The 23,911-nt window shown below is 63.2% G+C and carries 20 protein-coding genes; 8 read left to right on the forward strand and 12 right to left on the reverse strand.

Annotation, left to right across the window (positions count from 1 at the left end):
• The first annotated feature begins 197 nt into the window (after positions 1 to 197).
• Positions 198 to 1,091, forward strand: a complete 894-nt coding sequence (locus ACODTZ_RS00785; protein ID WP_112435352.1) for a LysR family transcriptional regulator — start codon at positions 198 to 200, stop codon at positions 1,089 to 1,091.
• Positions 1,092 to 1,195: 104 nt separating this feature from the next.
• On the opposite strand, the gene ACODTZ_RS00790 is transcribed toward ACODTZ_RS00785, so the two are convergent.
• Positions 1,196 to 8,197 (reverse strand): beta strand repeat-containing protein, encoded by a 7,002-nt coding sequence (locus ACODTZ_RS00790; RefSeq protein ID WP_489023054.1) that lies wholly within the window; start codon positions 8,195 to 8,197, stop codon positions 1,196 to 1,198.
• Between the two features lie 413 nt (positions 8,198 to 8,610).
• Here ACODTZ_RS00790 and ACODTZ_RS00795 point away from each other — a divergent pair, with 413 nt between their 5' ends.
• A complete protein-coding gene (locus tag ACODTZ_RS00795) occupies positions 8,611 to 8,817 on the forward strand; it encodes a hypothetical protein (protein ID WP_018896661.1) in 207 nt (68 codons plus the stop codon).
• Positions 8,818 to 8,943: 126 nt separating this feature from the next.
• On the forward strand, positions 8,944 to 10,065 hold the full coding sequence (locus ACODTZ_RS00800) for a mechanosensitive ion channel family protein (RefSeq protein ID WP_489023056.1): 1,122 nt from the start codon (positions 8,944 to 8,946) through the stop codon (positions 10,063 to 10,065).
• 23 nt (positions 10,066 to 10,088) lie between these two features.
• Here ACODTZ_RS00800 and ACODTZ_RS00805 read toward each other — a convergent pair whose 3' ends face one another.
• From ACODTZ_RS00805 to ACODTZ_RS00830, 6 genes are read right to left on the reverse strand one after another with little or no spacing between them, the layout of a single operon-like run.
• Positions 10,089 to 10,766 carry a polysaccharide deacetylase family protein gene (locus tag ACODTZ_RS00805; protein ID WP_489023058.1) on the reverse strand — a complete coding sequence of 226 codons (678 nt, stop codon included), beginning with the start codon at positions 10,764 to 10,766 and terminating at the stop codon, positions 10,089 to 10,091.
• A 2-nt stretch (positions 10,767 to 10,768) separates the two neighbouring features.
• Positions 10,769 to 11,719 (reverse strand): glycosyltransferase, encoded by a 951-nt coding sequence (locus ACODTZ_RS00810; RefSeq protein WP_489023060.1) that lies wholly within the window; start codon positions 11,717 to 11,719, stop codon positions 10,769 to 10,771.
• 48 nt (positions 11,720 to 11,767) lie between these two features.
• Entirely contained in the window at positions 11,768 to 12,040 is a 273-nt protein-coding gene (locus ACODTZ_RS00815; RefSeq protein WP_489023061.1) for an acyl carrier protein, read from the reverse strand.
• A gap of 45 nt (positions 12,041 to 12,085) precedes the next feature.
• Entirely contained in the window at positions 12,086 to 13,312 is a 1,227-nt protein-coding gene (locus ACODTZ_RS00820; RefSeq protein ID WP_489023063.1) for a pyridoxal-dependent decarboxylase, exosortase A system-associated, read from the reverse strand.
• Entirely contained in the window at positions 13,309 to 14,898 is a 1,590-nt protein-coding gene (locus tag ACODTZ_RS00825) for an acyl-CoA ligase (AMP-forming), exosortase A system-associated (RefSeq protein ID WP_489023065.1), read from the reverse strand. Before ACODTZ_RS00825 ends, ACODTZ_RS00820 begins: the two co-directional genes overlap by 4 nt.
• Positions 14,899 to 14,915: 17 nt before the next feature.
• Positions 14,916 to 15,803, reverse strand: a complete 888-nt coding sequence (locus ACODTZ_RS00830; RefSeq protein WP_489023067.1) for a hypothetical protein — start codon at positions 15,801 to 15,803, stop codon at positions 14,916 to 14,918.
• A 215-nt stretch (positions 15,804 to 16,018) separates the two neighbouring features.
• On the opposite strand from ACODTZ_RS00830, the gene ACODTZ_RS00835 reads away from it, so the two are divergent.
• From ACODTZ_RS00835 to yghU, 4 genes are all read left to right on the forward strand, one after another.
• Positions 16,019 to 17,242 carry a glycosyltransferase family 4 protein gene (locus ACODTZ_RS00835; protein WP_489023069.1) on the forward strand — a complete coding sequence of 408 codons (1,224 nt, stop codon included), beginning with the start codon at positions 16,019 to 16,021 and terminating at the stop codon, positions 17,240 to 17,242.
• A complete protein-coding gene (locus ACODTZ_RS00840; RefSeq protein ID WP_489023071.1) occupies positions 17,214 to 18,125 on the forward strand; it encodes a glycosyltransferase family 2 protein in 912 nt (303 codons plus the stop codon). Before ACODTZ_RS00835 ends, ACODTZ_RS00840 begins: the two co-directional genes overlap by 29 nt.
• Positions 18,126 to 18,274: 149 nt before the next feature.
• Positions 18,275 to 19,261: an LLM class flavin-dependent oxidoreductase gene (locus ACODTZ_RS00845; RefSeq protein WP_489023072.1), complete on the forward strand. Its 987-nt coding sequence runs from the start codon at positions 18,275 to 18,277 to the stop codon at positions 19,259 to 19,261.
• A 75-nt stretch (positions 19,262 to 19,336) separates the two neighbouring features.
• Positions 19,337 to 20,212 carry a glutathione-dependent disulfide-bond oxidoreductase gene (yghU, locus tag ACODTZ_RS00850; RefSeq protein WP_112435347.1) on the forward strand — a complete coding sequence of 292 codons (876 nt, stop codon included), beginning with the start codon at positions 19,337 to 19,339 and terminating at the stop codon, positions 20,210 to 20,212.
• A 74-nt stretch (positions 20,213 to 20,286) separates the two neighbouring features.
• Here yghU and ACODTZ_RS00855 read toward each other — a convergent pair whose 3' ends face one another.
• Together ACODTZ_RS00855 and ACODTZ_RS00860 are read right to left on the reverse strand one after the other, a co-directional pair.
• Positions 20,287 to 21,450: a low temperature requirement protein A gene (locus ACODTZ_RS00855; RefSeq protein ID WP_489023075.1), complete on the reverse strand. Its 1,164-nt coding sequence runs from the start codon at positions 21,448 to 21,450 to the stop codon at positions 20,287 to 20,289.
• Positions 21,451 to 21,480: 30 nt separating this feature from the next.
• On the reverse strand, positions 21,481 to 21,648 hold the full coding sequence (locus tag ACODTZ_RS00860) for a Thivi_2564 family membrane protein (protein ID WP_018896674.1): 168 nt from the start codon (positions 21,646 to 21,648) through the stop codon (positions 21,481 to 21,483).
• A gap of 176 nt (positions 21,649 to 21,824) precedes the next feature.
• Between ACODTZ_RS00860 and ACODTZ_RS00865 the strand changes: the two genes are divergently transcribed.
• Positions 21,825 to 22,010, forward strand: a complete 186-nt coding sequence (locus ACODTZ_RS00865; RefSeq protein ID WP_112435344.1) for a DUF3008 family protein — start codon at positions 21,825 to 21,827, stop codon at positions 22,008 to 22,010.
• A 40-nt stretch (positions 22,011 to 22,050) separates the two neighbouring features.
• Here the strand turns inward: ACODTZ_RS00865 and ACODTZ_RS00870 are convergent, their stop codons facing one another.
• From ACODTZ_RS00870 to ACODTZ_RS00880, 3 genes are all read right to left on the reverse strand, one after another.
• Positions 22,051 to 23,088, reverse strand: coding sequence for a dipeptidase (locus ACODTZ_RS00870; RefSeq protein WP_489023077.1), 1,038 nt, complete (start codon positions 23,086 to 23,088; stop codon positions 22,051 to 22,053).
• A 115-nt stretch (positions 23,089 to 23,203) separates the two neighbouring features.
• On the reverse strand, positions 23,204 to 23,548 hold the full coding sequence (locus ACODTZ_RS00875; RefSeq protein ID WP_112435343.1) for a hypothetical protein: 345 nt from the start codon (positions 23,546 to 23,548) through the stop codon (positions 23,204 to 23,206).
• Between the two features lie 56 nt (positions 23,549 to 23,604).
• Positions 23,605 to 23,892, reverse strand: coding sequence for a helix-turn-helix domain-containing protein (locus tag ACODTZ_RS00880; protein ID WP_489023079.1), 288 nt, complete (start codon positions 23,890 to 23,892; stop codon positions 23,605 to 23,607).
• Positions 23,893 to 23,911: the final 19 nt, after the last annotated feature.

The raw sequence follows: 23,911 nt of genomic DNA on the forward strand, positions 1-23,911 counted from the left end.
CGCATCGATCAATTCCGGTCATGTCCCAACGGTCGCCGGCGGCTCTGTGCTGGATCGTGCGGAGCATCGAATTTCTCGTCAAGCGAAATACCACCCAGCGCTTCGTTCTTCCCCTGCTATCCGGTTGCTTTTCAGCGAGCGAGACAATCGGCGAGATCGGCGCTATACGTCGGTGGAGTTATGTCCGGGGTTCATGAATGCAGCGCGAAGAGTTGGTCGATCTGAATGCTTTCCTGATGGTGGCGGAAGAGCAAAGCTTTACGCGCGCCGCAGCCAAGCTTGGTACCTCGCAATCGGCGCTCAGCCACACGATCAGGCGTTTGGAGACAAGGTTAGGCGTCCGGCTTCTCACGCGCACGACACGGAGCCTTGCGCCGACGGAAGCAGGCGAGCGCCTGCTTGGTACGTTGCGGCCCGCGCTGGATAGCATTGCCACGGAGCTCGGTTCGCTGAGCGAACTGCGCGAAAGGCCGGCCGGAACGATCCGCATCACGACCTCCGAGCATGCGGCCAACACCGTGCTCTGGCCGACGCTCGAACGAATGCTCGTCGATTATCCCGACATTCACGTCGAGCTCAGCATTGATTCCGGCCTGATCGATATCGTCACCGAACGGTTCGACGCGGGCGTCCGGCTGGGAGAAGCGCTGGCGAAGGACATGATCGCGACGCGCATCGGTCCCGCCTTGCGCATGGCCGTGGTTGCGTCACCAGCCTATTTCGAAGGCAAGACCAAGCCGGTCCTGCCGCAGGATCTTGCCGACCACACCTGTATAAATCTGCGCCTGTTAAGCGCGGGAGGGCTTTATACATGGGAGCTGGAAAAGGACGGGCGCGAGGTCAGGGTTCGCGTCGATGGCCAGCTTACCTTCAACAATGTCCGCATGATCGTTCGTGCGGCTGTCGCCGGCTTCGGCCTTTGCTTCGTGATGGAGGATATGGTGGCCGAGCATCTCGCTGACGGCAGGCTTGTGCGCGTGCTGGAGGACTGGTGCCCGCCATTTGCCGGCTATCATCTCTATTACCCGAGCCGCCGCCAACCATCCGCCGCCTTTGCTGTCCTCGTGGACGCATTGCGGTATCGCGGCTGATCCACAGCGCTGCCGCCTACTCGGTGGCGGTGCTCCGGTAAGAAATCAGGCGGCGCAGCATCGAGTAACGCCGCGCCTGCAGTCGCATTCGAGCCGTGCCGACCCTATTCCAGATAGGACATGATCACCGACGCAACCTGCGCCTGCTCACTCGTGTCCGATGCCGTTGCGGCCGAGGTCGCTGTCTCCGGCGGCGTGGTGGCCGTCGTCGTGGTCGCAGCGGCGGCGCTTGCGCCAGAGAGCGGGCCGTTGGTCAGCGCCTGCACCTGGGCTGAGGTCATCGCGTTGATCTGCGCCGGCGTAAAGGCTTCGGCCTGGCTCACCGTCAGCGCGCTGAGCGCTCTCGTGCTCAGGCCCGAAACCGCGCTGGAGCTGAGTGCGATGATGCTCTCGGGCGAGAAACCTGCGAGATCATCCGGACCAAGGGCCGCGGCCTGAACCACATTGAGCGCACCGATCTGGGTGGTCGACAGCATTCCGATCTGCGCCGAGCTCATGGCCACGACCTGGCTGTAGCTGAGCGCCGCCACCTGACCCGTTGTCAGCGCAGCGATGTCGTTCGACGGCAGGGTTGAGAACAGCGCTGTCGTCAGTCCCTTGATCGAGGTCGGCGTAATCGCCGCGAACTCTTCGGTCGACAGCGTCTGCAGCTGGTCGGTCGTCAAGCCGGCAAGCCCGGTCGAGCTCAGAGCCGCGATCTGGTTGGTGGAGAAGGTGCTGAACTGATCCGTGCTCAGTGCGTGGATCTGATCGCTGGTCAGGCCGGAAACCCCGGAGCTGCCGAAAGCCGCGATCTCCTCGGTGGAGAGTGACGCGATGAAGCCCGTCGACAGCCCCTTCATGGCGCCGGAGCTGATCGCCGCGAGCTTGGCGGGCGTCAGCGCGTCGAGGCTCGACGAGGTCAGTCCCTTCAGCGCATCCGAACCGAGCGCCGCGATCTGGCTTGTCGACAGTCTTTCCATCTGATCGATATTCAGCGCGCCAGCCTGGGCGCTGCCGAGACCGGCGATCCCCTGCGCGCTCAGCGCCGCCACCTGCTCGACCGAGAGCACGGCGATATCGCCGGTGCTGAGCGCCGCGACCTGGGCCGAGCCCAGCGCGCCGATCTGGCCTGTCGACAGCATCTCGACCTGGCTTGTGCTCAGGGCCGCGATCTGGGCGGTGGAGAGACCGGCAATACCCGCCGTGCTCAGCGCGCCGATCTGTTCGGCCGATAGCGAGGCGATCGTCGTCGGCGACAATCCGGAGATGGCGGCCGAGCTGATCGCCGCGATTTCGGCGGTGGTGAAGCTGTCGAGGTCATCCGTGCCGAGTGCGGCGATCTGCTTGGAGCTCAGCACGCCGATCTGCGTGCTGGTCAGCGCTTCGGCCTGGTCGACGCTGAGAGCCGCGATCTGGTCCGTGCTGAGGCCGGCAATGCCTGCGGTGCTCAACGCCGCGATTTGGCTTGGCGAGAGCGAGGCAAGGGCTGCGGTCGACAGTCCGGAAATTGCCGACGAACTGATCGCCGCGATCTCGGCCGTTGTGAAGCCGTCAAGATTGCCAGGCGTCAGAACCGCGACCTGTCGTGAGGAGAGCGCGCCGATCTGTATGCTGGTCAGCGCCTCCATCTGGTCGCTGTGCAGTGCGACGAGCTGGCCGGTCGAAAGCCCTGCTATGCCAGCCGTGCTCAGTGCCGCGATCTGTTCCGGCGAAAACGCGCCGATGTCGGCCGTGTTCAGCGCCGCGATCTGCTTGGAGGTCAGCGCACCAACCTGAGCGGTCGTCAGTGCTTCCACCTGGTTGGTGCGCAGCGCTCCGATCTGGTCGCTGGTGAGGCCGGCAATGCCAGTGGGGCTGAGGGCAGAGATCTGGTCGCCCGAGAGCGAGGCGATCGCCGATGTCGAAATCCCTGCGATCGCGCTGGAGGTGATCGCGGCCATATCGGCGGTGCTGAAACTGTCGAGATCATCCGTTCCAAGTGCGGCGATCTGCTTCGAGTTCAGCGCGCCCACCTGAACGCTGGTGAACGCCTCGACCTGGCGCACGCTGAGCGCGCCGATCTGATCGCTGGTCAGGCCCGCGATCCCTGCCGTGCCCAAGGCCGCGATCTGGTCGATCGAAAGCGCCGCGATACGGTCGGTGGCAAGCGCCCCGACCTGCTTGGAGCTGAGAGCGCCGATCTGCGCGGTCGTGAGCACCTCCACCTGGTTGGAGCCGAGCGCGGCCATCTGGCCGCTGGACAGACCCGAAATTCCGGCCGAGCTCACGGCGACGATCTGAGCCGTCGACAGCGCGCTGATCGCGCCAGTCGAAAGGCCAAGGATGGCGCCCGAGCCGATGGCGGCGATATCGGCGGTGGAAAAGTGCGAGAGATCGTCCGTGCCCAGGGCTGCAATCTGCCTTGAGTTCAAGGCGCCGACCTGCAGGCTGGTCAGGGCCTCAGTCTGATCGGTGCTCAATGCCGCGATCTGGTCGCTGCTGAGACCGGGCAAGCCGGCCGTGCTCAATGCCGCGACCTGGGCGGTCGTCAGCGATGCGAGGTCGTCGGTGCCAAGCGCTCCGATCTGCCGCGAGCTCAAGGCTGCGATCTGGCTCGTGGTCAGCGCTCCGATCTGGTCGCTGCTGAGCGCGCTGATGAGATCGACGGTCAGGCCGGCGATGCCAGCGGTGCTGAGTGCCGCGATCTGGCTTGTCGTCAGCGTCGCGAGGGCGGCTGCCGACAGGCCGGCGATGGCGCCGGAGTTGATCGCGGCAATGTTCTTCGCCGACAGGATAGCGATATCGTCGGTGCTGAGAGCCGCGGTCTGCTTTGAGCTCAGCGCTCCGATCTGCGCTGACGTCAACGCCTCCACCTGATCGGTGCGCAGTGCTGCGATCTGGCCGGTCGTCATTCCCGTGATGGCCGCTGTGTTCAGCGCGGCGATCTGGCTGGCGGAAAGTGCTGCGATCGTGCCGGTCGACAGGCCGGCGATGGCGCCGGAGCCGATGGCGGCCATATCCTTGGTTGAGAAGGTCGCGATGTCATCGGCGGTGAGGGCGGCGAGCTGCGAGGAGCTCAGACCGCTGATCTGGCTGCTGGTGAGCGCTTCCGCCTGGGCGGTGCTGAGCGCCGCAAGCTGCTGGGTGGTGAGGCCTGCAATCGCATTTTTGCTCAGCGCGGCGATCTGGGCCGTCGTCAGGGCCCGGATCGTGTCCGTCGACATTCCGCCGAGCGCGCTTGATGTGATCGCGGCGATATCCTTGGTGGAGAAGGTCACGACATCATCCGGTCCGAGGACCGATAGCTGGCTGGAATTCAGCGTTCCGACCTGGTTGCTGGTGAGCGCCTCCGCCTGCGCGGTCGAAAGTGCCGCCAGCTGCTGCGAGGTCAGTCCGGTGATGCCGGCAACCGAGAGAGCAGCGATCTGCGCTGTCGAGAGTGCCGCGATGTCGTCCGTGCGCAGCGCGCCGATCTGAGAGGAGCTGAGTGCCGCCATCTGCTTGGTCGACAGCGCCAGGATTTGTGTGTTGCTGAGGGCCGCGACCTGGCTGGTCGACAGGCCGGAGACGCCGGACGAGCTCATGGCGGCCAGCTGCTGTGTGGTCAGTCCGGCCATGTCGCCCGTGCTGAGCCCCGCCACCTGCTTGGTGGTCATCGCGGCGATCTGACTGGTGCTAAGCGCGCCAAGCTGCGCGCTGCTCAGCGCGTCGATCTGATCGGATGTCAGGCCCGTAATGCCCGATGGCGTCAGGACGGCGATCTGGCCGGTCGAGAGAATGGCGACGTTGTCGCCGAGTGCCGCGACCTGCGCCGATGTCAGCGCCTTCACCTGTGCGGTCGAAAGCTTAGCGATCTGGTCCGTTCCGAGTGCTGCGACCTGCCCACTCGTGAGACTGGCCAAAGCACTCGTGCTCAGCAAGGCGATCTGCGCGGTGGTCAGGCCCGCAACCGCATCGGTGCCGAGTCCGGGCAGGCCCTTGTTGGTGATTGCCGCGATATCAGCGGTCGAGAAGGTCGCGATGTCCTCGGCAGAAAGCGCGGAGAACTGAAGGGACGTCAGCGCCGCCACCTGCACGGGCGACAGCGTCTCGATCTGCGATGTGCTCATCGCGCCGATCTGCAGGCTGGTGAGGCTGGCGATGGCGCTGGTGTTGAGCGCTGCGATCTGATCGTTCGTCAGTCCTTCGATAGCGTCGCCGCTGAGGCCCGAGATGGCCTTGTTGGTGATAGCGGCGATATCGGCGGTTGAGAAGGTCGCGATGTCATCTGCGCCGAGCGCCGCCATCTGCGCCGAGCTCATAACCTTCACCTGCGCCGGCGATAGCGCTTCGACCTGCGCTGTGCTGAGAGCGCCGATCTGGTCGCTCGTCAGGCTTGCGACCGCGCTCGTGCTCATGGCCGCGATCTGGGCGGTGGAAAGCGTTGCGAGTACATCCGTGCTGAGGCCCGGGAGGGCCTTGTTGGTGATCGCGGCGATATCGGCAGTCGAGAAGGTCGCGATATCGCTGGCGTCCAGCGCGCCAAGCTGCAGCGAAGTCAGTGACATCACCTGGAGCGGCAAGAGAGCCTCGACCTGCGCCGAGCTAAGGGCGTTGATCTGGTCGGTCGTCAGGCTGGCGATCGACGTGGTGCTCAAGGCGGCGATCTGGGCGGCGGAGAGGGCCGCGATCTGGTCTGTGCCGAGCGTGGAGATCTGTAGCGTCTTCAGCACGCTGATCTGGGCGGTCGTGAAGGCTCCGATCTGGCCCGGTGACAGGCTGGACACGTTGAGGCCGGGGACCGCCTTGCTGGAGAGCGCCGCGATATCGGCCGTCGAGAAGGTTGCGATCCCGTCTTCGCCGAGCGCCGAGAGCTGCAGCGAACTCAGCCATGCCACCTGCGCCGGAGTGAATGCCTCGACCTGGCTGGTGCTCAAAACCGCGAGCTGCGTCGTCTTCAGTGCGCTCACCTGCGCCGTCGTCAGCGAGGCAATCTGGCCGGTGGAAAAGGTTGCGATGATATCGGTGCTGAGACCGGGGATCGCTTTGCTGGTGATCGCGGCGATATCGGCCGTCGAGAAGGTCGCCATATGATCGGCATCGATCGCGGCGAGCTGTACGGAGGTCAGCGACGCGACCTGTGCCGACGTCAGCGCCTCGACCTGATCGGTGCTAAGTGCTGCGATCTGCATGCTTGTAAGCCGCGGGATCGTCGTCGAGTTCAACGCCGCGATCTGGGCGGTGGAGAAGGTCGAGATGATATCGGTGGTCAGGCCGGCAACGGCTCTGCTGGTAATCGCGGCGATATCGTCGGTGGAGAAGGTCGCGAGGTGCTCTGCGTCGAACACGGCGAGCTGAACCGAACTCAGCGCCTTCACCTGTGTCGGCGACAGCGCTTCGGTCTGGTCGGTGGTCAGGGCGGCCAGCTGGTCCGTTCCGAGATTCGCGATCTGGGCGGTGGACAGCGCCGCGATCTGCGCGGTGGAGAGCGAATCCATGCTGAGCCCGGTAAAGCCCTTGCTGGTTATCGCGGCGATATCGGCTGTCGAGAAGGCTGCGATATCGTCGGCACCGAAGGCCGCGATCTGCGCCGCGCTTAGTGCCTTGACCTGCGCGGGCGTCAGGGCCTCGGCCTGCTCCACGCTCAGCGCGTCGATCTGGTCGGTCGTCAGGCTGGCGATTGCGGCCGTGCTCAGCGCCGCGATCTTGCCGGTCGAGAGACCTTCCAGCTGCCCGGTGCTGAAGCCAGCGATCTGTGCGCCGAGCGAGGTGATCTGGCTGGTCGAGAATGACGCGATCTGGTCGGCGCTCAAGGCTTCAAGCTGGCTGCCGGTGAGATTTGCGATCAGGCTGGTGGACATGGCGGCGATCTGGGCCGACGACAGCGCGCCGATCGCATCCGTGCTCAGGCCCGACATGGCGCGGCTGGAAATCGCGGCGATGGCGGCTGTCGAGAAGGCTTCGATATCGGCGGCGTCGAGCGCTGCGAGCTGCCCGGAGCTCAGCGCCTTTACCTGTACCGAGGACAGCGCCCGGAATTGTTCGTCGTTCAAAGCCCCGAGCTGCCCGGTCGTCAGGCTGGCAATCGAACCGGTGCCGAGGGCGGCGATCTGCGCGGTCGACAGCGCCGCGATGGAATCGGGGCTGATGCCGGCGATTGCCCTGCTGCTGATGGCTGCGATATCGGCGACCGAGAACGCCGCAATGCCATCGGGGTTGAGGACGGCAAATTGGTCGGAGCTGAGTGCCTTCACCTGCTGCGGCGTGAAGGCTTCGATTTGCTCGGGGCTGAGCGCCTCGATCTGTCCGGCTGTGAGGCTCGCCAACGCGCTGGAGCTGAGCGCGGCGATATGGCCCGGCGAGAGCGCTTCGATCTGTCCGACATCGAGCGAGGCGAGCTGCGCCGTCGTCAGCGTGTTCGCCTGGGCCGTCGTCATCGCCGCGATCTGGTCGGGCGACAGGGCAGACAGGTTCAGGCGCTTCATGGCCTTGGTGTTGATCGCCGCAATGTCTTCGAGCGACAGCATGGCGATGTCATCAGGCCCGAGTGCTGCCAGCTGCGAGGAGGTCATCGCCGCCATCTGCGACGGCGAAAACGCTTCGACCTGATCGGCGCTCAATGCACCGACCTGGCTGCTCGTGAGCGACGCGACGGCGCTTGTGTTCAAGGCCGCGATCTGATCGGGAGACAGGGCCGCGAGTGCCGCCGTACCGAGACCCTGAATGGCCTTGGTGATGGCGGCGATATCGGCGGTCGAGAAGGTTGCGATGTCCTCGGGGCTGAGTGCCGCGAGCTGTGCGGTGGAAAGCGCCTTGATCTGGTTCGGGGTCAGCGCTTCCGATTGCTCGGTCGTCAAGGCGCCCAGCTGCGACGTGGTGAGGGCCGAGACCTGGACGGATGTGAGGCTCTCGATGGCATATTTGTTGAGCGCGTGCAGCTGATCGAAGCTGAAGCCGACGATGGAGGTCTTGGCAATCGCGCTGAGTTGCTGCGAGTTCATCGCCTCGACGTCCTCGACATCGAGCGCTGCGATCTGAGAGGACGATAGAGCCTTGACCTGGGCGGTGGACAGCGACGCGATGTCGTCGGTTGTCCATGCTGCGACCGCCGCGGACGAAAGGGATCTGATCTGCGTTATCGTCAGCGTGGATGCAACCGTCGTCATGCTCATCAATCCCAAATGTTCAAATGGCGTCAATAAAAAGCCAGGTCGAAACCCCGATAGCGAACGGCAGGCGGCTTCCGGCCCAAGGTCTGAATGAGGAAACGGTCACCCAAGCCCGCGCAGCTAAGAGCCGAAGGTAGGTTGTGTGGCTTGTCTGAACCTGAAATTGCAGGTGGTCTCTCCCCAAACAGGGGCCGTGCCCGCTGCCGCGAAGAAGATAAGTGGCGGGCCTTGCCCGCAGCTGGTGTCGTCCTACGCCTTCGCGCGGGCACTATCAGCGACCGCGAAAATGCGCGGCGCCGGCAATTTCACACATGTCCAAAATTATCACGCAATTGTCATATGAAGGAATCACGGCTCCACTACACGGCGACGCAAAGCGATAGGATTTGCGCATGCCAAAGAGTGGACGAATGAACGTGTATGGGACGGCTCTTTCCGTGCCCTGCATCTTTACCGAGAACGACAACGGCGGAACGATCCGCGGATGCCCGCGATTCCTCGCGCTCGTTGCCGGAAAACAGAGCATCCGCCTGCTAGATACGATCAGCGGCAGATCCACGCCGATCGCGCTTCACCGCATCGATCGACGCGGCAGGGCGCGGTTTCGCTGGCTCTGACTTAACGTTGAGGCCAGGGCGCGTCCGCTTGGGGCGCGATGTTTCCGGCAAGCACGGCCGGTCACGAAAAGCCTGATTTTCGCCACCGGTCTTTCCCATGCTGCATTGCACTCTAGCTGATGTCGTATGGAACGCTTCATTCTCGACTTTCAGGAGGCGACCGCATGGTTGCCTGCTTGGCTGGTCAGCATTGGCGTGCTGGTCGCCGCGCTGGCCGTAGGCCTGATGATCCATCGCCTCGCTTTTCGCTTTCTGAGCCGCGTGGTCGAAACGCGGGATCTATTCTGGCGGTCGCTGGTGTCGCGCGGTCGCCGGCCGCTTCGGCTGAGCATCCTCACCCTGACGCTCTCGCTCGGCGCCACCATCGCGCCGCTGACGACGCCGCAGGCCGAGCTCATCCGCCACATTCTGCTGCTTGGCTTCATCGCTGTCGTCGGCTGGATCAGCAAGACCACGTTGCACATCTGGATGACGGTCTATCTGCGCCGCTTCAAGCTCGACGCCGAAGACAATCTGCTCGCCCGCACGCACGTCACGCAATCGCGCATCGGCGAGCGCATCGCCGCCTTCATGATCGTTGCCATCACGATCGCGGCGGGGCTGATGACCTTTCCGGCCGTGCAGCAATATGGCGTGAGCCTGCTCGCCTCGGCGGGCGTTGCCGGCATCGTGCTCGGCCTTGCCTTGCAGCCGGTGCTGAAGAATGTCTTCGCCGGCATACAGCTTGCGATCACCCAGCCGATCCGCATCGACGATGCGCTGATCGTCGAGGGCGAGTGGGGCAATGTGGAGGAGATCACGTCGACCTACGTGGTGGTCAAGCTCTGGGATTGGCGAAGGCTGATCCTGCCGCTCAGCTATTTCATCGAGAACCCGTTCCAGAACTGGACGCGGGAGAGTTCGGCGCTGATCGGGACCGTCATGATCTATCTCGACTATTCTGTGCCCGTCTCCGTCATCCGCACGAAAGTCGAGGAAATAGCCGCCGCCTCCAAGCTCTGGGACAAGCGCGTGGTCGCCGTGCAGGTCACCGATTTCCGAGAAAACGTCATGGAAATCCGCATCCTCGTCTCAGCCTCCAATGCACCGAAGACCTTCGACCTGCGCTGCGAGATGCGCGAGAAGATCATCGACTTCGTGCAGCGGGAATATCCGGCGAGCTTGCCACGGGTAAGAGCCGAGGGTGCCGCCAACCTCAATGGCGTGATGGGAGCCGAAGCGGCGGTGCGGGCCTCGGCGCAATCCTGACTGCTGGGGGCCGCGCTAGAGAGTCAGACCCATTGCTTCAGCTGCATGCGGGCCGCTCTCCGCAGTCGGCTCATCGCGGGCATGTCTCCCGATAGCGCGTCGCTCAGCGCATCATCCGTCGTGTCGGATCGAACCGAGGTTCGGGCCTGAAGGAACGCAGCGGAATCGGCGCTCCCTTTGTCGCTGGAATAGGCGGATTTGTATCCCGCGCTCCGCAGCCGCGATAGAACTGCGGCATTGTATCGGCCGAAGGGGATGGACGCGTCCGTGATCTCGAAACCGCACGCATCTTCCAGCACGCTCTTCGACGTCTTCAATTCCTCGTCGAGTTCGGCCGGGGCAAGGCTCGACCAGTCGCGGTGGGCGATGCCGTGGCTGCCGATCGGCATGCCCATGTCAACAAGCGCATTGATATCAGCCTTACCGAGCGACCCCGGCTCGCCGATCCGGCCGGTCAGCACGAAGAACTGCGCCGTCAGGCCACGCTTGGCGAGGGCAGGTGCTGCGATCGTGAGATCGGATGTGTTGCTGTCGTCGAAGGTGATCGCCAGGGCGTCGCGCTCGGGATGATGGGCGATGCGATCAAGCATGTCGTTGAACCGCGCGGTGCTCAGCCAATAGGGTGCTTCGCCCGGTTCCAGTGGCCGTTCAGGCTCGCCGATGCCGTGGAAGTTGATGATCCGGAGCGCCGTCCTTGCCATTCTCAACTCCGGCGGATCGCCATGAATTCGGTCGGCGACTTCAGCGGCATTAGCGCGCTCGACAGCGCCGCCCGGTGCGCCGCTCCTCGCCAGCAGCGGATTGCCTGGCCGAGCGCGATGCCCAGCCTGAAGATCGATGTCTGCAGGGCATTGTGGTGGCGGCCGTAGTAGCGGATGCGATTGGCGGTCATCAGGGCGAAGAGGCGCGCATTGCGGCCGCTGCCGCCGCTTTCATGCATGACCTGCGAGCGCGGCTCGAACACCACCTCGAACCCGGCCTCGCGGACGCGCCGGAGATAATCGACTTCCTCGCTGTAGAGGAAGAAGGATTCGTCCCACGCGCCGATCAGCTCCCGTACCCGCGAGGATACCAGCAGCGCCGATCCCGTTGCCCATTCCACGGTGCCGCTGCGGCCGTAGCGCGCCGTGCCGCCGATGACTTCTCCGAGACCAACGCGCATGGCGAGTGTACCTCCGAGCAGGGCATCGGCCCAGGCCGTCATGATCGACGGTTCGCGCCGGAGCGTCGGATCGACCCGCCCCTCTTCGGTGTAGTTGAGCGGCACGACGACGCCGGTCGAAGTCTTTTCTGCGCGCTCCACCAGCGGCCGCGCTGCGTCGGGATAGAGGCGCAAATCCGGATTGAGGATGAGCAGGTGCGATCCCGGATGCGCCCGTGCTGCTGCCGCGTTGATGGCGGCGGCATAGCCTGCATTGTAGCCCATGCGGATCACGGTCGGCGAAACCGGATGCGCCTCGGCCAGCTCCGCCGATCCATCCTTGGATTCGTTATCGACGATCAGGACCTCGAAGCGATCGATGCCGGCAAGACCCGCCGGGATCGAATCGAGCAACGGCGGCAGCGCTTGCGCGCTGTTATAGGTGACGATAATGACGGAGAGCGCCGGGGAGGCGCCTCCCGTATCGCGCGTGATCGTACGATCTCGTTCCATGACTGCCACTTTATCCCCCACCGTTGATTGGCCGCGAAGCCACGGTTGCTAGTGAAGCTGCTTGCGATCCACAAGGCTGCGATCGACGAACTGTGCCAGAGACCCCACGGTTTCGAACACCTCGCCGGTGAAATCGCTGTCGTCGATCTGGAAGCCGAAACGTTCTTCGAGCGCGGCCGCGAGGCTCAGTACGGCGAAGGAATCGAGCTCCGGGATGTTGCCAAGCAGCGGCGTTGACGCGGTCTCGATCCGGTCCCGGTCTTCGATCCCGAGCGTTTCGATGATGACGTCCTTGACGGCCTCGAAGGTAGACGAATTCATGATACCCCTCTTAATGTTGCCGGCTACCCGCCGGTTGAAATCAAATCAGACAAGAACTTCCACCGGCATCGGATGCCCGAGGAACGCCGTCGGGCTGGCGGTCAGGCCATAGGCGCCGGCCTGGAAGATGACGACCAGGTCGCCGATCTCGGCCGGCGGCAGCATCACGTTGTCGGCGAGCAGATCGAGCGGCGTGCACAGGCAGCCGACGACGGACACCGCTTCGCGCTCGCTCTCCTGCATCCGGTTGCCGATGACGACAGGATAGTTGCGGCGGATGACCTGGCCGAGATTGCCCGATGCCGCCAGCTGATGATGCATTCCCCCGTCGACGACCAGATAGGTGCGCCCGCGCGAGACCTTGCGATCGACCACGCGCGTGACGTAGACGCCGGACTCGCCGACGATGTATCGGCCGAGCTCGATCGTTACGCGCGCATCGGGCAGCTGTGGCCGGATTTCGCCTTCGATCAGCTCCTTTAGCTTGGCGCCGACGGGCACCAGATCGAGCGGCTGATCCTTCTCGGAATAGGGAATACCGAAGCCCCCGCCGAGGTTCAGATAGCGAACCGGCCACGGCGATTGTTGCGCAAGCCGCATCAGCAGCGCGACATTGCGCGTCAGCGCCTCGCAAAGGATGTCGGCATGCAGGTTCTGCGAGCCGGCGAAGACGTGGAAGCCGAGGAGGTCGAGATCGGCGACACGAAGCGTTCTGAGAAGATCCGGGACCTGCTCGACATCGATGCCGAACTGTTGCGGCCCGCCGCCCATGCGCATGCCGGAGCCCTTGACCTGGAAATCCGGATTGACGCGCAGAGCCACGCGCGGCCGGATGCCGAGCCTGTGGCCGATGTCTGCGACCCGGGCTGCCTCGTTGGCCGACTCCATCTCGATCGTCACACCGGCGGCAACCGCCTGCGTCAGCTCAGCCGTCGTCTTACCCGGACCGGCGAAGCTGATGTTGTTTGCCTGCACCGGCGTGTCCAGCGCCGTTTTCATCTCGTATGCCGAGGCGACGTCGAATGCGTCGACGAGGTCGGCGAGATGCTGGACGACGGCCGCCATCGGGTTGGCCTTCACCGCGTAGCTGAGCTTGACGTCGGCGGGCAGAATGGAGCGGAGATAGCCGATGCGCGAGGTTATCAGGGCTCGATCATAGGCGAAGAACGGCGTCGATCCGACGCGTTCGGCCAGGCGGTCCAACGGAATGCCGCCCACGGCCATACAGGTTCCGACCGGCTCGAACATGGAAATGGAAGGGTGCGAACTCACGAACCTAATTGCTCCCTCAATAGAACCCGATCGAACTTGCCGTTCGGATTGGTTGGAATGGCGCTCATTTCGACCACCTGCGACGGAACCATGTATTGCGGCAGGGTCCGGCGGAATGCGGTCAACAGGGCGCTGACATCGAGCGAACTGGCGATGGGGCTTGCGACCAGCACGATCCGCTGGCCGAGCGCTCCGTCTTCCACGCCAAGCGCGACGGCGTCCTTGGTGAGACCGGTGGCATAGGCCACTTCCTCGATCTCGGTGGGGCTGACCCGGTAGCCCGATGTCTTGATCATCTCGTCGCGCCGACCGACGAAGAATAGGAAGCCTTCCTCGTCGGCAACGACGGTGTCGCCCGAGAAGACGGCGAGCTCAGGCGCGCGCCAACTCGCCTCGCTGCCCGGCACCGGGCGGAAACGCTCGGCGGTGCGGGCAGGGTCGTTCCAATAACCCATGGAGACCAGCGGGCCGCGATGGACGAGTTCGCCATGTTCACCCGGATCGCAACGCGAACCATCGGGCCGGACCACGAGGATCTCGGCGTTGGGGATCGCCTTGCCGATCGAATCCGGCCGGCGGTCGATCTCGGACGGGTCGAGATAGGTCGAGCGGAACGCTTCGGTGAGGCCATACATCAGATAGGGCAGGGCGCGGGGAAACAAACTGCGCAGCCGATCGAGCGTCGCCTTCGGCATGCGGCCGCCGGTGTTGGCGAAATAGCGAAGGCGCGCGGCGGTCTCCGTCGGCCAGTCGAGTGCTGCCACCTGGATCCAGAAGGGCGGCACGCCGGTAATGCCCGTCACCTTGTGCTTTTCGCAGAGGCGGATGACGTCGCCGGGCAGCAGGTAGTTCATCAGGACGACATGCGCGCCGGAATTGAACGCGGTCGTCAGCTGGCTCAGGCCGGCGTCGAAGCTCAGCGGGAGCACCGACAGGATGGTGTCATGAGGGCCGTTCTTCAGATAGTGGCTGACGCTCTCGGCGCCGACGATCATGTTGCGATGGCTGAGAACGACGCCCTTCGGCTTTCCCGTGCTTCCCGATGTATAGAGAATGGCCGCCATGTCGTAATCGACGGCGACGATGGGTGGCGCGTTTTCCTTCTCCTGAGAAAATGACGGAGCCCAGCCATGCAGGCTGACCTTCCTGATGTCGAACCCCTGAATATCGCCGGAGACCTGATCGACGAGCACGATATGCTCAAGTGCGGGATGATCGGCGATATGCTCCTGCAGCTGCAGCAACCGATCATGCGATGTCACGAGGACGCGGACATTGCAGTCCGCGAGGATATAGGCGACCTGCGGCGGCCGCAGCAGCGGATTGACCGGAACGGTAACGCAGCCCGCCGCCGTCGTGCCAAAGATCGAGACCACGGTCTCCATCCGCTTTTCCAGCAGCACGGCCACGCGGTCGCTTCGCTGCACGCCGAGCTCGCGAATGGCGGTGGCAAAGCCGCAGACCCGTCTCCACAGCTCGGCGTAGCTTACGGTTTCGTTCTTGTATGTTAGCGCGGGCAGGTCGCCATGCTTCTGCGCGGCCTGGAGGACGAGGTGGGACAGGTTGATCTTGATTGCCGATTGCATGTGTACCTACTCTCCTACTACCAAGGCACGCACGTGAGTTCGCTGTAGAGATAATCGACCTGATCGGCCCCCAGCCGGCTGCTTCGAAACATCTTCGGCCGCGGCGAGCGAAGGGCGATCGACAAGCGCGGGCGGGTAATGCCGAGCCTGTTTTCCAACAGTGTCATCGGGATGCCGAAGTGGGTCAGCAGGTAGCCGTAGACCTGCTGCGCGGCGTCCTGGAACAGCGTGGGATCGCCGACATAGAGGATCGATGCGAACAGCGGCAGCTGCTTGCGACGGTCCCTGCGGAAGATCACGTAGCAACGCTGCCGGCCGCGCGTCACCACGATGTGGTGGGCGGCGGGCGCATTGGCGTGGTCGCGGTAGATCTCCAGATCGCGCCCGTCGAGGCTTGCCTCGATAGCCTTCCGATCGGAGGTGATGCGGATGCCGGTCCCGATACGTGGCATCGGTAAATTGACGATCAGTGCGGCGGCGGTATCCAGGTCGCTGAAGTTGAGGCGTCGGTTCAGGGGAACGACGTTGCCGCTCGGCGAAAGATCGGTGAAAGTATAGCCCTGCTGGCCAAGTATAGCCCGGAGCAGCCTCAGGCCGTGCGAACGATAGCTTTCGTGCACGCACCAGGCGGAGAGATTGCAGACATTTTCCATGAGATCGCCGACGCGGCGCTCCGAATAGAAGGCGACCTGCGCGCCGACAACGCGACCGTCACACACAAGCATGAAGCCGTGGTTCGGTGCCGTGGTTTGCCATGAGGGACGGATCGAGGAGGCCCATAAGGCGGGGGAGAGCCTACTGTTCAATTCCGCGTGCAGGAAGTCCGCGACCGAGGCGATGTCGCCTGCGGTGATCGGGCATATCACGACGTTCCCGTCCGTCGCTTTCAAAACAGTGTTTGACACAGCCCGCCACTTCCTTTGCAACCACTCGAGACACTATGCTTGAAAGCATTGATGCAAGTATTACTGAAGTGTTCATAGCCTCTCTTAAGATTGAGCGGTAGTTACACAAAAGGTCTATCGATTATCCTGTTAGCTAACTAGAGAGTTACGGTAGCGAGACCGTATGGTCGTGGCTCAGCGTGTTCACCAGACGCGTATGGGAGGCCACCATTTCTATGAATCAACACGTTCTAATCTTGGTCGAGAACCTTCCGGTTCCGTTCGATCGTCGCGTCTGGCAGGAAGCGCAGGCGCTCAACGACGCGGGTTATGAAGTCTCCGTCATCTGCCCGATGGGCAAGGGCCACAACGAGGCCTATGAGGTGATAAACGGCATTCATATCTATCGCCATCCGCTGCGCGAGGCCGACACGGCCGCCGGCTACTTCAGGGAATACGCGACGGCGCTGATCAACCAGCTCTATCTGTCGTTCCGCGTTCGCCGCCGCCAGCGCATCGATGCGATCCAGGCCTGTAATCCGCCGGACCTGATGTTTCTCGTGGCTCTGGTGCACAAGATCCTGTTCGGCACCTACTTTGTGTTCGACCATCATGATCTGAGCCCCGAGCTCTATGTCAGCAAGTTCGGCCGCAAGGACTTCTTCTACAGGTTGGTGCAGTTCTTCGAGCGCCAGACCTTCCGCGTTGCCGATGTCAGCATCGCCACCAACGAGACCTTCCGCGATATAGCGGTGGCGCGCGGCGGCATGTCTCCCGACAAGGTGGTCGTGGTCAAAAGCTATCCCGAAGCCTCGCGTTTCAGGCTGACGGAAGCGGAGCAATCGCTGGTCGTTCCCGGCAAGCACCTGATCGGCTATATCGGCATCATGGGCGCGCAGGATGGCGTGGATACGCTGGTCGAGGCCATGCACGACATCGTTCACGTGCAGAAGCGCGACGATATCAATTGCCTGATTATCGGCGACGGGCCGGAGTTCGGCCGCCTGAAGGCGCTCGCCGCCGAAAGGCAGCTCGGCGACCGGCTGCGCTTCACCGGCTATCTCAGCGGGCCGTCACTGCTCGCGCACCTTTCGGCGCTCAATGTCGGAATCATTCCCGACCCGCCGAACGACTTCAACGACAAGCTGTCGATGAACAAGGTGTTCGAATACATGATGCTCGGCCTGCCGATCGTGCAGTTCAATCTGCGCCAGGCGACGAACGACGCGGGCAATGCAGCGATGATTGTCGCCGAGCATTCGCCGCGCGCGCTCGCCGAAGGCATCGTCTCGCTCGTGGACGACCCCGAGCGGCGTGAGGAGATGGGTATGCTCGGTCGCGCCGTTGCCGAGCGCAGCTTCCGCTGGACGGCCGAGGCGCACCGCTATCTCGACGCCTACCGAACCCTGTTCGACCACAGATTGGACGTCAATGATCAGCGTCATTATCCCGCATCTTGACCAGCCGCAGGCGCTCAGCGCCTGCCTTGCGTCACTCGCCGGGCAAACCGGCATGAAGCAGGCAGTCGAGATCATCGTGGTCGACAATGGCTCGAAGGTGCTGCCGGTCGAGACCTGCGCCGCCTTCGCCTCTGTCACCCTGCTCTCGGAACCCATTCCGGGGCCGGGGCCGGCGCGCAACCGGGGTGTAGCGCATGCCAGCGGCGAGATACTGGCCTTCATCGATGCCGATTGCCTCGCGGGCAAGGCCTGGCTTGCAGAGATCGAGCGGCAATTCTCGACCGATCCCGAGCGCTCCATCCTGGGCGGTGATGTGCGCATCGCTTATGAGGACGCCGATCATCTGACGATGCTCGAAGCCTATGAGAGCGTGTTCGCCTACCGAATGAAGGAATACATCGCCAAGCAGGGCTTTACCGGAACCGGCAATCTGGCCATGCGCGCCGAGGTCTTTTCGGCCGTCGGCCGCTTCGGCGGCATCGAAGTCGCCGAGGACCGCGACTGGGGGCAGCGTGCGCTTCGTCAGGGCTATCGCACAAATTACTGCCCAGGCATGATTGTCTATCATCCCGCCCGCAAGACCTTTGCCGAACTCGCACAGAAATGGGATCGGCACACCGCGCATGATTTCGTGCGCATCCAGGCGAAGTCGGCCTGGCGTCTGCGCTGGGTCGCGCGCACGCTCGCCGTGGCGCTCTCGCCGGCAGCAAGCCTCTTCTCCATCATCCGCTCGGATCGCATAGCGGGCCTGCGCTCGCGGGCGCTCGCCTTCGTCGTCGTCGTTCTCATCCGTCTCTATAGGGCGGCGATCATGCTCGGCCTGACATTCGGCGGCAGTGCTGCGAAGATGAGCGGGCGCTGGAACCGCAAGACCGCCACCTAGGTGGGGCTCATCGGCCCGAGCGATGCCCGATCTCAAAAAAAGCGGACGTCCCAACCATTGTTCGGGCGCGTCGCGGACTCCATATACCTTTCGATTAGGGCGGCCGTCTTCAGCGGTTGCCTCCACTTGTTGATTACAAAGGTATTGCCATGGCCGCTCTTTCCATCCTCGAACTTGTTCGCGTGACGGAGGAGACGGACGCTCGTGGCGCCCTCGACAACGCGCGCGATCTGGCCGCGCATGCGGAAGAGTGGGGTTACCGGCGCATCTGGGTTGCCGAACACCACAACATGATCGGGATCGCGAGTGCCGCGACATCTGTTGTTCTCGCCCATCTCGCGGCGGGCACAAAGACGATCCGGGTCGGCGCCGGCGGCATCATGTTGCCGAACCATTCTCCCTATGTCATCGCCGAACAGTTCGGCACGCTGGCGCGCCTGTTTCCCGATCGCATCGATCTCGGCCTCGGCCGCGCGCCTGGAACCGACCAGATGACGCTTCGCGCGTTGCGCCGCTCGCCAGAGTCGGCCGACCAGTTCCCGCAGGATGTGCTTGAGCTGCAGGCATTTCTGGCACCCGCCGGCCCGAACCAGCGGATACAGGCGGTGCCCGCCGCCGGCACCGAAGTGCCGCTCTGGATTCTGGGCTCCAGTAATTTCGGCGCCATGCTCGCGGCCGAACTCGGTCTGCCCTATGCCTTCGCCTCCCATTTCGCGCCGGAACTTCTTCTCCAGGCGCTGCAGATCTATCGCACCCGCTTCAAGCCGTCCGAGCAGCAGTCGCAGCCCTACGCCATGGTCGGCGTCAACGTGATCGCCGCCGAAACCGATGCCGAGGCGCGCCGGCTTGCGACAACACAGCAGATGTCTTTCACCGACATGTTTCGCGGCACGCGCGGGCTGAGCCAGCCGCCCATCGACGATATCGAGACCTATTGGTCGCCGATGGAGAAGGCGCAGGCCCAGCAGATGCTCGCCCGCTCGATCATCGGCTCGCCGGAAACGGTCCGCGCCGGCCTGGAGAAGCTGATCGAGGAAACCGGCGCCGACGAACTGATGATCGTGTCCGACGTTTATGATCACAGTGCGCGCCTCCAATCCTTCGAAATGATCGCCGAGGTCGGGCGAAAGATCTGACACTAACCTATCCGCATTCAGCGCAATCGAGACGGGTTGCGTATCGCATGAAGACGCCACCACTGGAGACAAAGCATGGCCAATTCGACTGAGTATACGCCGCCAAAGATCTGGACCTGGAACAAGGACAGCGGCGGGCGTTTCGCCAACATCAATCGGCCGATCGCCGGCGCGACGCATGAGAAGGAACTGCCGGTCGGGCGCCATCCTTTGCAGCTTTATTCGCTCGGCACGCCGAATGGCGTCAAGGTGACGATTATGCTCGAAGAGCTTCTCGCCGCCGGCCACAGCGGTGCCGAATATGATGCCTGGCTGATCAGGATCGGCGATGGCGATCAGTTCGGCAGCGGCTTTGTCGAGGCCAATCCGAACTCCAAGATCCCGGCGCTGGTCGACCGCAGCGGTGCCAAGCCGATCCGCGTTTTCGAATCCGGCTCGATCCTCACCTACCTCGCCGAAAAGTTTCAGGCCTTCCTGCCGACGGAGCCGGCGGCGCGCGCGGAATGCTTCTCCTGGCTGTTCTGGCAGATGGGCAGCGCGCCCTATCTCGGCGGCGGCTTCGGCCACTTCTATGCCTACGCGCCGACCAAGATCGAATATGCGATCGACCGCTTCGCGATGGAGGCCAAGCGCCAGCTCGACGTGCTCGATCGTCGTCTTGCCGAGAGCGAATATCTCGGCGGTGCCGAATATACCATCGCCGACATGGCCGTCTGGCCCTGGTACGGCGGGCTGGTGAAGGGCTGGATCTACGAAGCGGCGGAGTTCCTGCAGGTTCAGGAATACAAGAATATCCAGCGCTGGGCCGATCAGATCGGCGAGCGCAAGCCGGTTCAGCGCGGGCGCATGGTCAACCGTCTCTCCGGCGAACCATCGAGCCAGCTGTGGGAACGTCACGACGCCAGCGACTTCGACACGAAGACGCAGGACAAGATCGGCGCTGCTGGTTAAGCTTCGGTTTGGTCGCATCCGGGTCGTCATTTCGGCGATCCGGATGTAGCTCGCCGATGAGTGAATCATGCGGCTCACGCGGTGGTCGCGTTCGCCTTTCGCAATGCCAGATATTCCCACAGCGCGACGAGCAGCAGCGTGACGGTGCTCACCATCTGTATCGTGAAATTCTGCTGCACCGGCAGAAGAACGGCGGTTGCGAGCAGGATGACGAGCCCGGCGATGTGAGAGAGCGGCAGCTTGCGCGCGGCTGTCAATTTCAGCCAGATATTTCCAATCAGGAACAATCCCGGTCCGCCGAGAATGGCGAGCGTGGTCTTAAGGCTGCTATGCTCTTCGGGATGCGACAGGCTGAAATCCTCGCCGACGGCGGTCAGGATGATGCCGGCGACGATCGGCAGGTGCCCGTAGGTGAAAAGACCGTGGGCCACGGTTTCGGGCGCTGAGGTCGCCTCTGCCTTGTCGGCGGCCTTCTGTTGGCCGTGGTGGAAATAGATCCACCACATGAAGCCCGTCGTCAAAAACGCGCTGCAGAACACCATGACCGACAGGTTCGACTGCATGTGCTCCGCGGCAGTCCTGCCCGTCGTCAGAATGGTCTCGCCGAGGCATAGAATGACGAAGAGCGCGCAGCGCTCGGCCATGTGCTCGCCCGATATGTCAAGCGTTTCACGCGGGGAACTCCCCAATCCAGGCACCCAGTAGCGCGCCAAAGGCGAGACGTATTCGATCAAAAGCGCGACGGCCCAGAAGGCGACGCGCGCCTCAAGGCTGGCGAAGCCGCCGATCATCCAGAAGACGCTGGAAGCGATCACCCAGACGGTGATGCGCACGAAGGTGAGGTATGAGGGCCGGTCGACGCCGCTGTAGGCGTAGAGCATGAAAACCGAGCGCACGAGCTGCATGGCGCAGTATAGCGCCGCGAATGCCGGTCCCTGATGCTTGAAGGCCTCGGGCAACGCGATCGCCAGCAATATGCCGCCGAACATCAGCGCGAAAAGCAGCAGCCGCACCGCTTCCTTGTCGGTGTCGAGCAGGTTGGTGATCCAGGTGGTGTAAACCCACAGCCACCAGATCGCCAGGATCAGCAGGATCGATTCCGCCAGCGTCGTCGAGCTGAAGTCCTCGACCAGTGTGTGCGACAGCTGGATGAGCGCGAAGACGAAGACGAGATCGAAGAACAGCTCCGGAAAGCTGGCCTTCGTCTTCTCGGTGCTTTTGCCACGGATCAGGCTCAATGCGATCCCTCCATCGATCGAGCCCCGGCGTTAGAAAACCGCCAGATATTTCAAAAGCGAAATGATGCCGATGATGATGACGATGATCTGCACGATCTGCTTGGCTCTGGCATCGATCGGCAGGCGGGCGACAAGGTACAAGACAAGGATGATGACCAGGAAGGTTATCAGTATTCCGATCAGTATAGATGCAGCCATTTGGATCCCACTCCGTTGAAAAATCTTTTAGTCACAGAGCGTTAGATAAATCTCTCTTTCGAAAAGGAAAGGATCGGCGATCGAGAAACTCTATCGTGCGGTTGGAGTGACTGCGCGCGCCTTCGCAGGAACCTTCGCTGTCGCCATGAGTTCAGGAGGAAAGGGAGAAGACGATCATGCCCGCAAAATCGAAAGCGCAACAGAAGGCTGCCGGTGCAGCCTTGTCCGCCAAGCGCGGCGAAACGCCGAAGAGCAAGCTCAAGGGCGCATCCCGCGAGATGGTGGATTCGATGACCGAAAAGCAGCTTGAGGACTTCGCTTCCACGAAGACCAGGGGGAAGCCGGAACACGTCTCCAAATAGTCCGTGGTTTTCGGCGGTTTATGCTGCGGTTGGCATCGGCTCAGCCGCCCCAAGTGCGCTCGAGCACGTTGATCCAATTGGCGTGGGTGATCTTGACCAGCGCCTCCTCATCGAAGCCGCCGGCGCGGAACGCGTCGATCAACAGAGGAAGACCGGTCGCATCCTTCATCGCTGCCGGGATCGTCGTGCCATCGAAATCCGAGCCCAGCGCGACGTGGTCGATGCCGATGCGATCGGCGATATAGGCGGCGTGGCGCACCAGGAGGTCGAGGCTGGTGTCGGCGTTGCGCGTGCCGTCATCGCGCAGGAAGAGCACGCCGAAATTGATGCCGACGAGACCGCCCGTGTCGCGGATGGCGTCGAGCTGACGGTCGGTGAGGTTGCGGCTGTGCGGGCTGATCTGGTGAACGTTGGAGTGCGAGGCGACGAGCGGTGCGTTCGAGAGCTTGGCAATATCCCAGAAGCCCTGCTCGTTCATATGCGAGAGGTCGACCATGATATTGAGCTCGTTGCAGGCGCGGATCAGATCCTTGCCGGTGTCGGTCAGTCCGGGGCCGATATCGGGCGATGACGGGAAGCGGAACGGAACGCCGTAGGCAAAGATGTTCGGCCGGCTCCACACTGGTCCAAGCGTGCGAAGTCCGGTCTGATGCAGCACATAGAGCGCATCGAGATCGGCGGCGATCGCTTCGGCGCCCTCGATATGCATCACGGCTGCGAAGGCGCCGGTTTCGATCGACTTGCGGATATCGGCCGCCGTGCGGCAGACTTTCAGCCCGCCGGCGCGCTGCGCTTCGATGTCGAAGAGAATGCGGGCCATCGCCAGGGTGCGGTTCAGCGATTCCGGCTGCGCGGGCGTCAGGAAGTCGCCATTGGCGTCCCTCCCCATGCTGGGCGAGGGGATGTAGATGGCGCAGAGCCCGCCGGCTAGGCCGCCGGCGCGCGCCCTGGGAAGATCGATATGCCCGGTCGCCTCTCCCTCGATAAACGCTTTGGCCGGCTGCGCGATGCCCGAATGCTGGAGCCGGAGCAATACGTCGTTGTGGCCGTCGAAAACGGGCATGAGGGAGCTTGGCATGATGGGGGAGGTCCTGCGTCTGTTTGCTTGCGCGTCTTCGTATGACAGGTCTGCGCCCCCACGCAAACCCAAACTGCCAGCCGTGCATTGAAAATCGCACGGCCGGCTAGTTCGATTACTGCCTGACGTAGGCGGACGACAGCGGGCCGAGCTCGGCCGATATCTGGCGCCATCTCGCCGGCTGGGCGCCCGTGCGTGAGATCATCGCCTCGATCAGTCCGGTGGAGACGGCGTCCTTCAGCCTTCCGTCGCCGTTGCGCATGCCGAGCTCGATCAGCTCGAATACCCGCTGCTTGTCCTCAAGCGTCGAGAACCGCTCGGCAATCAGCCAGCCCATGTCGGAATAGAGCGTATGCATGTCTGCGAGATCGACAGGTGCGACGTCCTCGATGACGTTCTCCAGCGTGGAGGTAACAGGGACATGCTGTGCCAGTTCGGCGGTGATCGCTTTCGTATCCATTGTCATTTCCTTGTGTCTGTGTGCGGTGATCGGTCGGCCGCATAGCGGCTTTCCGTTCAGCTTGGCCGATGCGCGTTATCGTTCGCAACCGGCCATGTGGGTCCCGCCCCGTGGCCGCGCAGCAGCCATGCGAGGCTGACCTCAAGCGTGTCGGCGATCGTTTCCAGATTGCCGGCGGCAGGTGCCGCGCGATCATTTTCCCACGATGCCCAGATGTCCGGCGTGATGCCTAGGTTGCTCGCGGCGGCTTCGATGGAGAGCTTCACCGCGTCGCGGGCGAGCGACATGCGCCCACCCATCGTATCGTCTTCGGCGTCGGTCGGTTGCAGGCGGTCGATATACATTCATCGCTCCTGTTCGGTC

It is taken from the genome of Rhizobium sp. FG113 (genome assembly GCF_057809895.1).

What these genes read in the sequence shown, in the direction of transcription:
- ACODTZ_RS00795 (WP_018896661.1), top strand. Translation starts at nt 8,611, where the DNA reads ATGAACGTGTATGGGACGGCTCTTTCCGTGCCCTGCATCTTTACCGAG.
- ACODTZ_RS00810 (WP_489023060.1), bottom strand. Translation starts at nt 11,719, where the DNA reads ATGGAACGAGATCGTACGATCACGCGCGATACGGGAGGCGCCTCCCCG.
- ACODTZ_RS00870 (WP_489023077.1), bottom strand. Translation starts at nt 23,088, where the DNA reads ATGCCAAGCTCCCTCATGCCCGTTTTCGACGGCCACAACGACGTATTG.
- ACODTZ_RS00835 (WP_489023069.1), top strand. Translation starts at nt 16,019, where the DNA reads ATGAATCAACACGTTCTAATCTTGGTCGAGAACCTTCCGGTTCCGTTC.
- ACODTZ_RS00840 (WP_489023071.1), top strand. Translation starts at nt 17,214, where the DNA reads ATGATCAGCGTCATTATCCCGCATCTTGACCAGCCGCAGGCGCTCAGC.
- ACODTZ_RS00875 (WP_112435343.1), bottom strand. Translation starts at nt 23,548, where the DNA reads ATGGATACGAAAGCGATCACCGCCGAACTGGCACAGCATGTCCCTGTT.
- ACODTZ_RS00805 (WP_489023058.1), bottom strand. Translation starts at nt 10,766, where the DNA reads ATGGCAAGGACGGCGCTCCGGATCATCAACTTCCACGGCATCGGCGAG.
- ACODTZ_RS00790 (WP_489023054.1), bottom strand. Translation starts at nt 8,197, where the DNA reads ATGACGACGGTTGCATCCACGCTGACGATAACGCAGATCAGATCCCTT.
- ACODTZ_RS00825 (WP_489023065.1), bottom strand. Translation starts at nt 14,898, where the DNA reads ATGCAATCGGCAATCAAGATCAACCTGTCCCACCTCGTCCTCCAGGCC.
- ACODTZ_RS00860 (WP_018896674.1), bottom strand. Translation starts at nt 21,648, where the DNA reads ATGGCTGCATCTATACTGATCGGAATACTGATAACCTTCCTGGTCATC.
- ACODTZ_RS00880 (WP_489023079.1), bottom strand. Translation starts at nt 23,892, where the DNA reads ATGTATATCGACCGCCTGCAACCGACCGACGCCGAAGACGATACGATG.
- ACODTZ_RS00815 (WP_489023061.1), bottom strand. Translation starts at nt 12,040, where the DNA reads ATGAATTCGTCTACCTTCGAGGCCGTCAAGGACGTCATCATCGAAACG.
- ACODTZ_RS00845 (WP_489023072.1), top strand. Translation starts at nt 18,275, where the DNA reads ATGGCCGCTCTTTCCATCCTCGAACTTGTTCGCGTGACGGAGGAGACG.
- yghU (WP_112435347.1), top strand. Translation starts at nt 19,337, where the DNA reads ATGGCCAATTCGACTGAGTATACGCCGCCAAAGATCTGGACCTGGAAC.
- ACODTZ_RS00785 (WP_112435352.1), top strand. Translation starts at nt 198, where the DNA reads ATGCAGCGCGAAGAGTTGGTCGATCTGAATGCTTTCCTGATGGTGGCG.
- ACODTZ_RS00800 (WP_489023056.1), top strand. Translation starts at nt 8,944, where the DNA reads ATGGAACGCTTCATTCTCGACTTTCAGGAGGCGACCGCATGGTTGCCT.
- ACODTZ_RS00865 (WP_112435344.1), top strand. Translation starts at nt 21,825, where the DNA reads ATGCCCGCAAAATCGAAAGCGCAACAGAAGGCTGCCGGTGCAGCCTTG.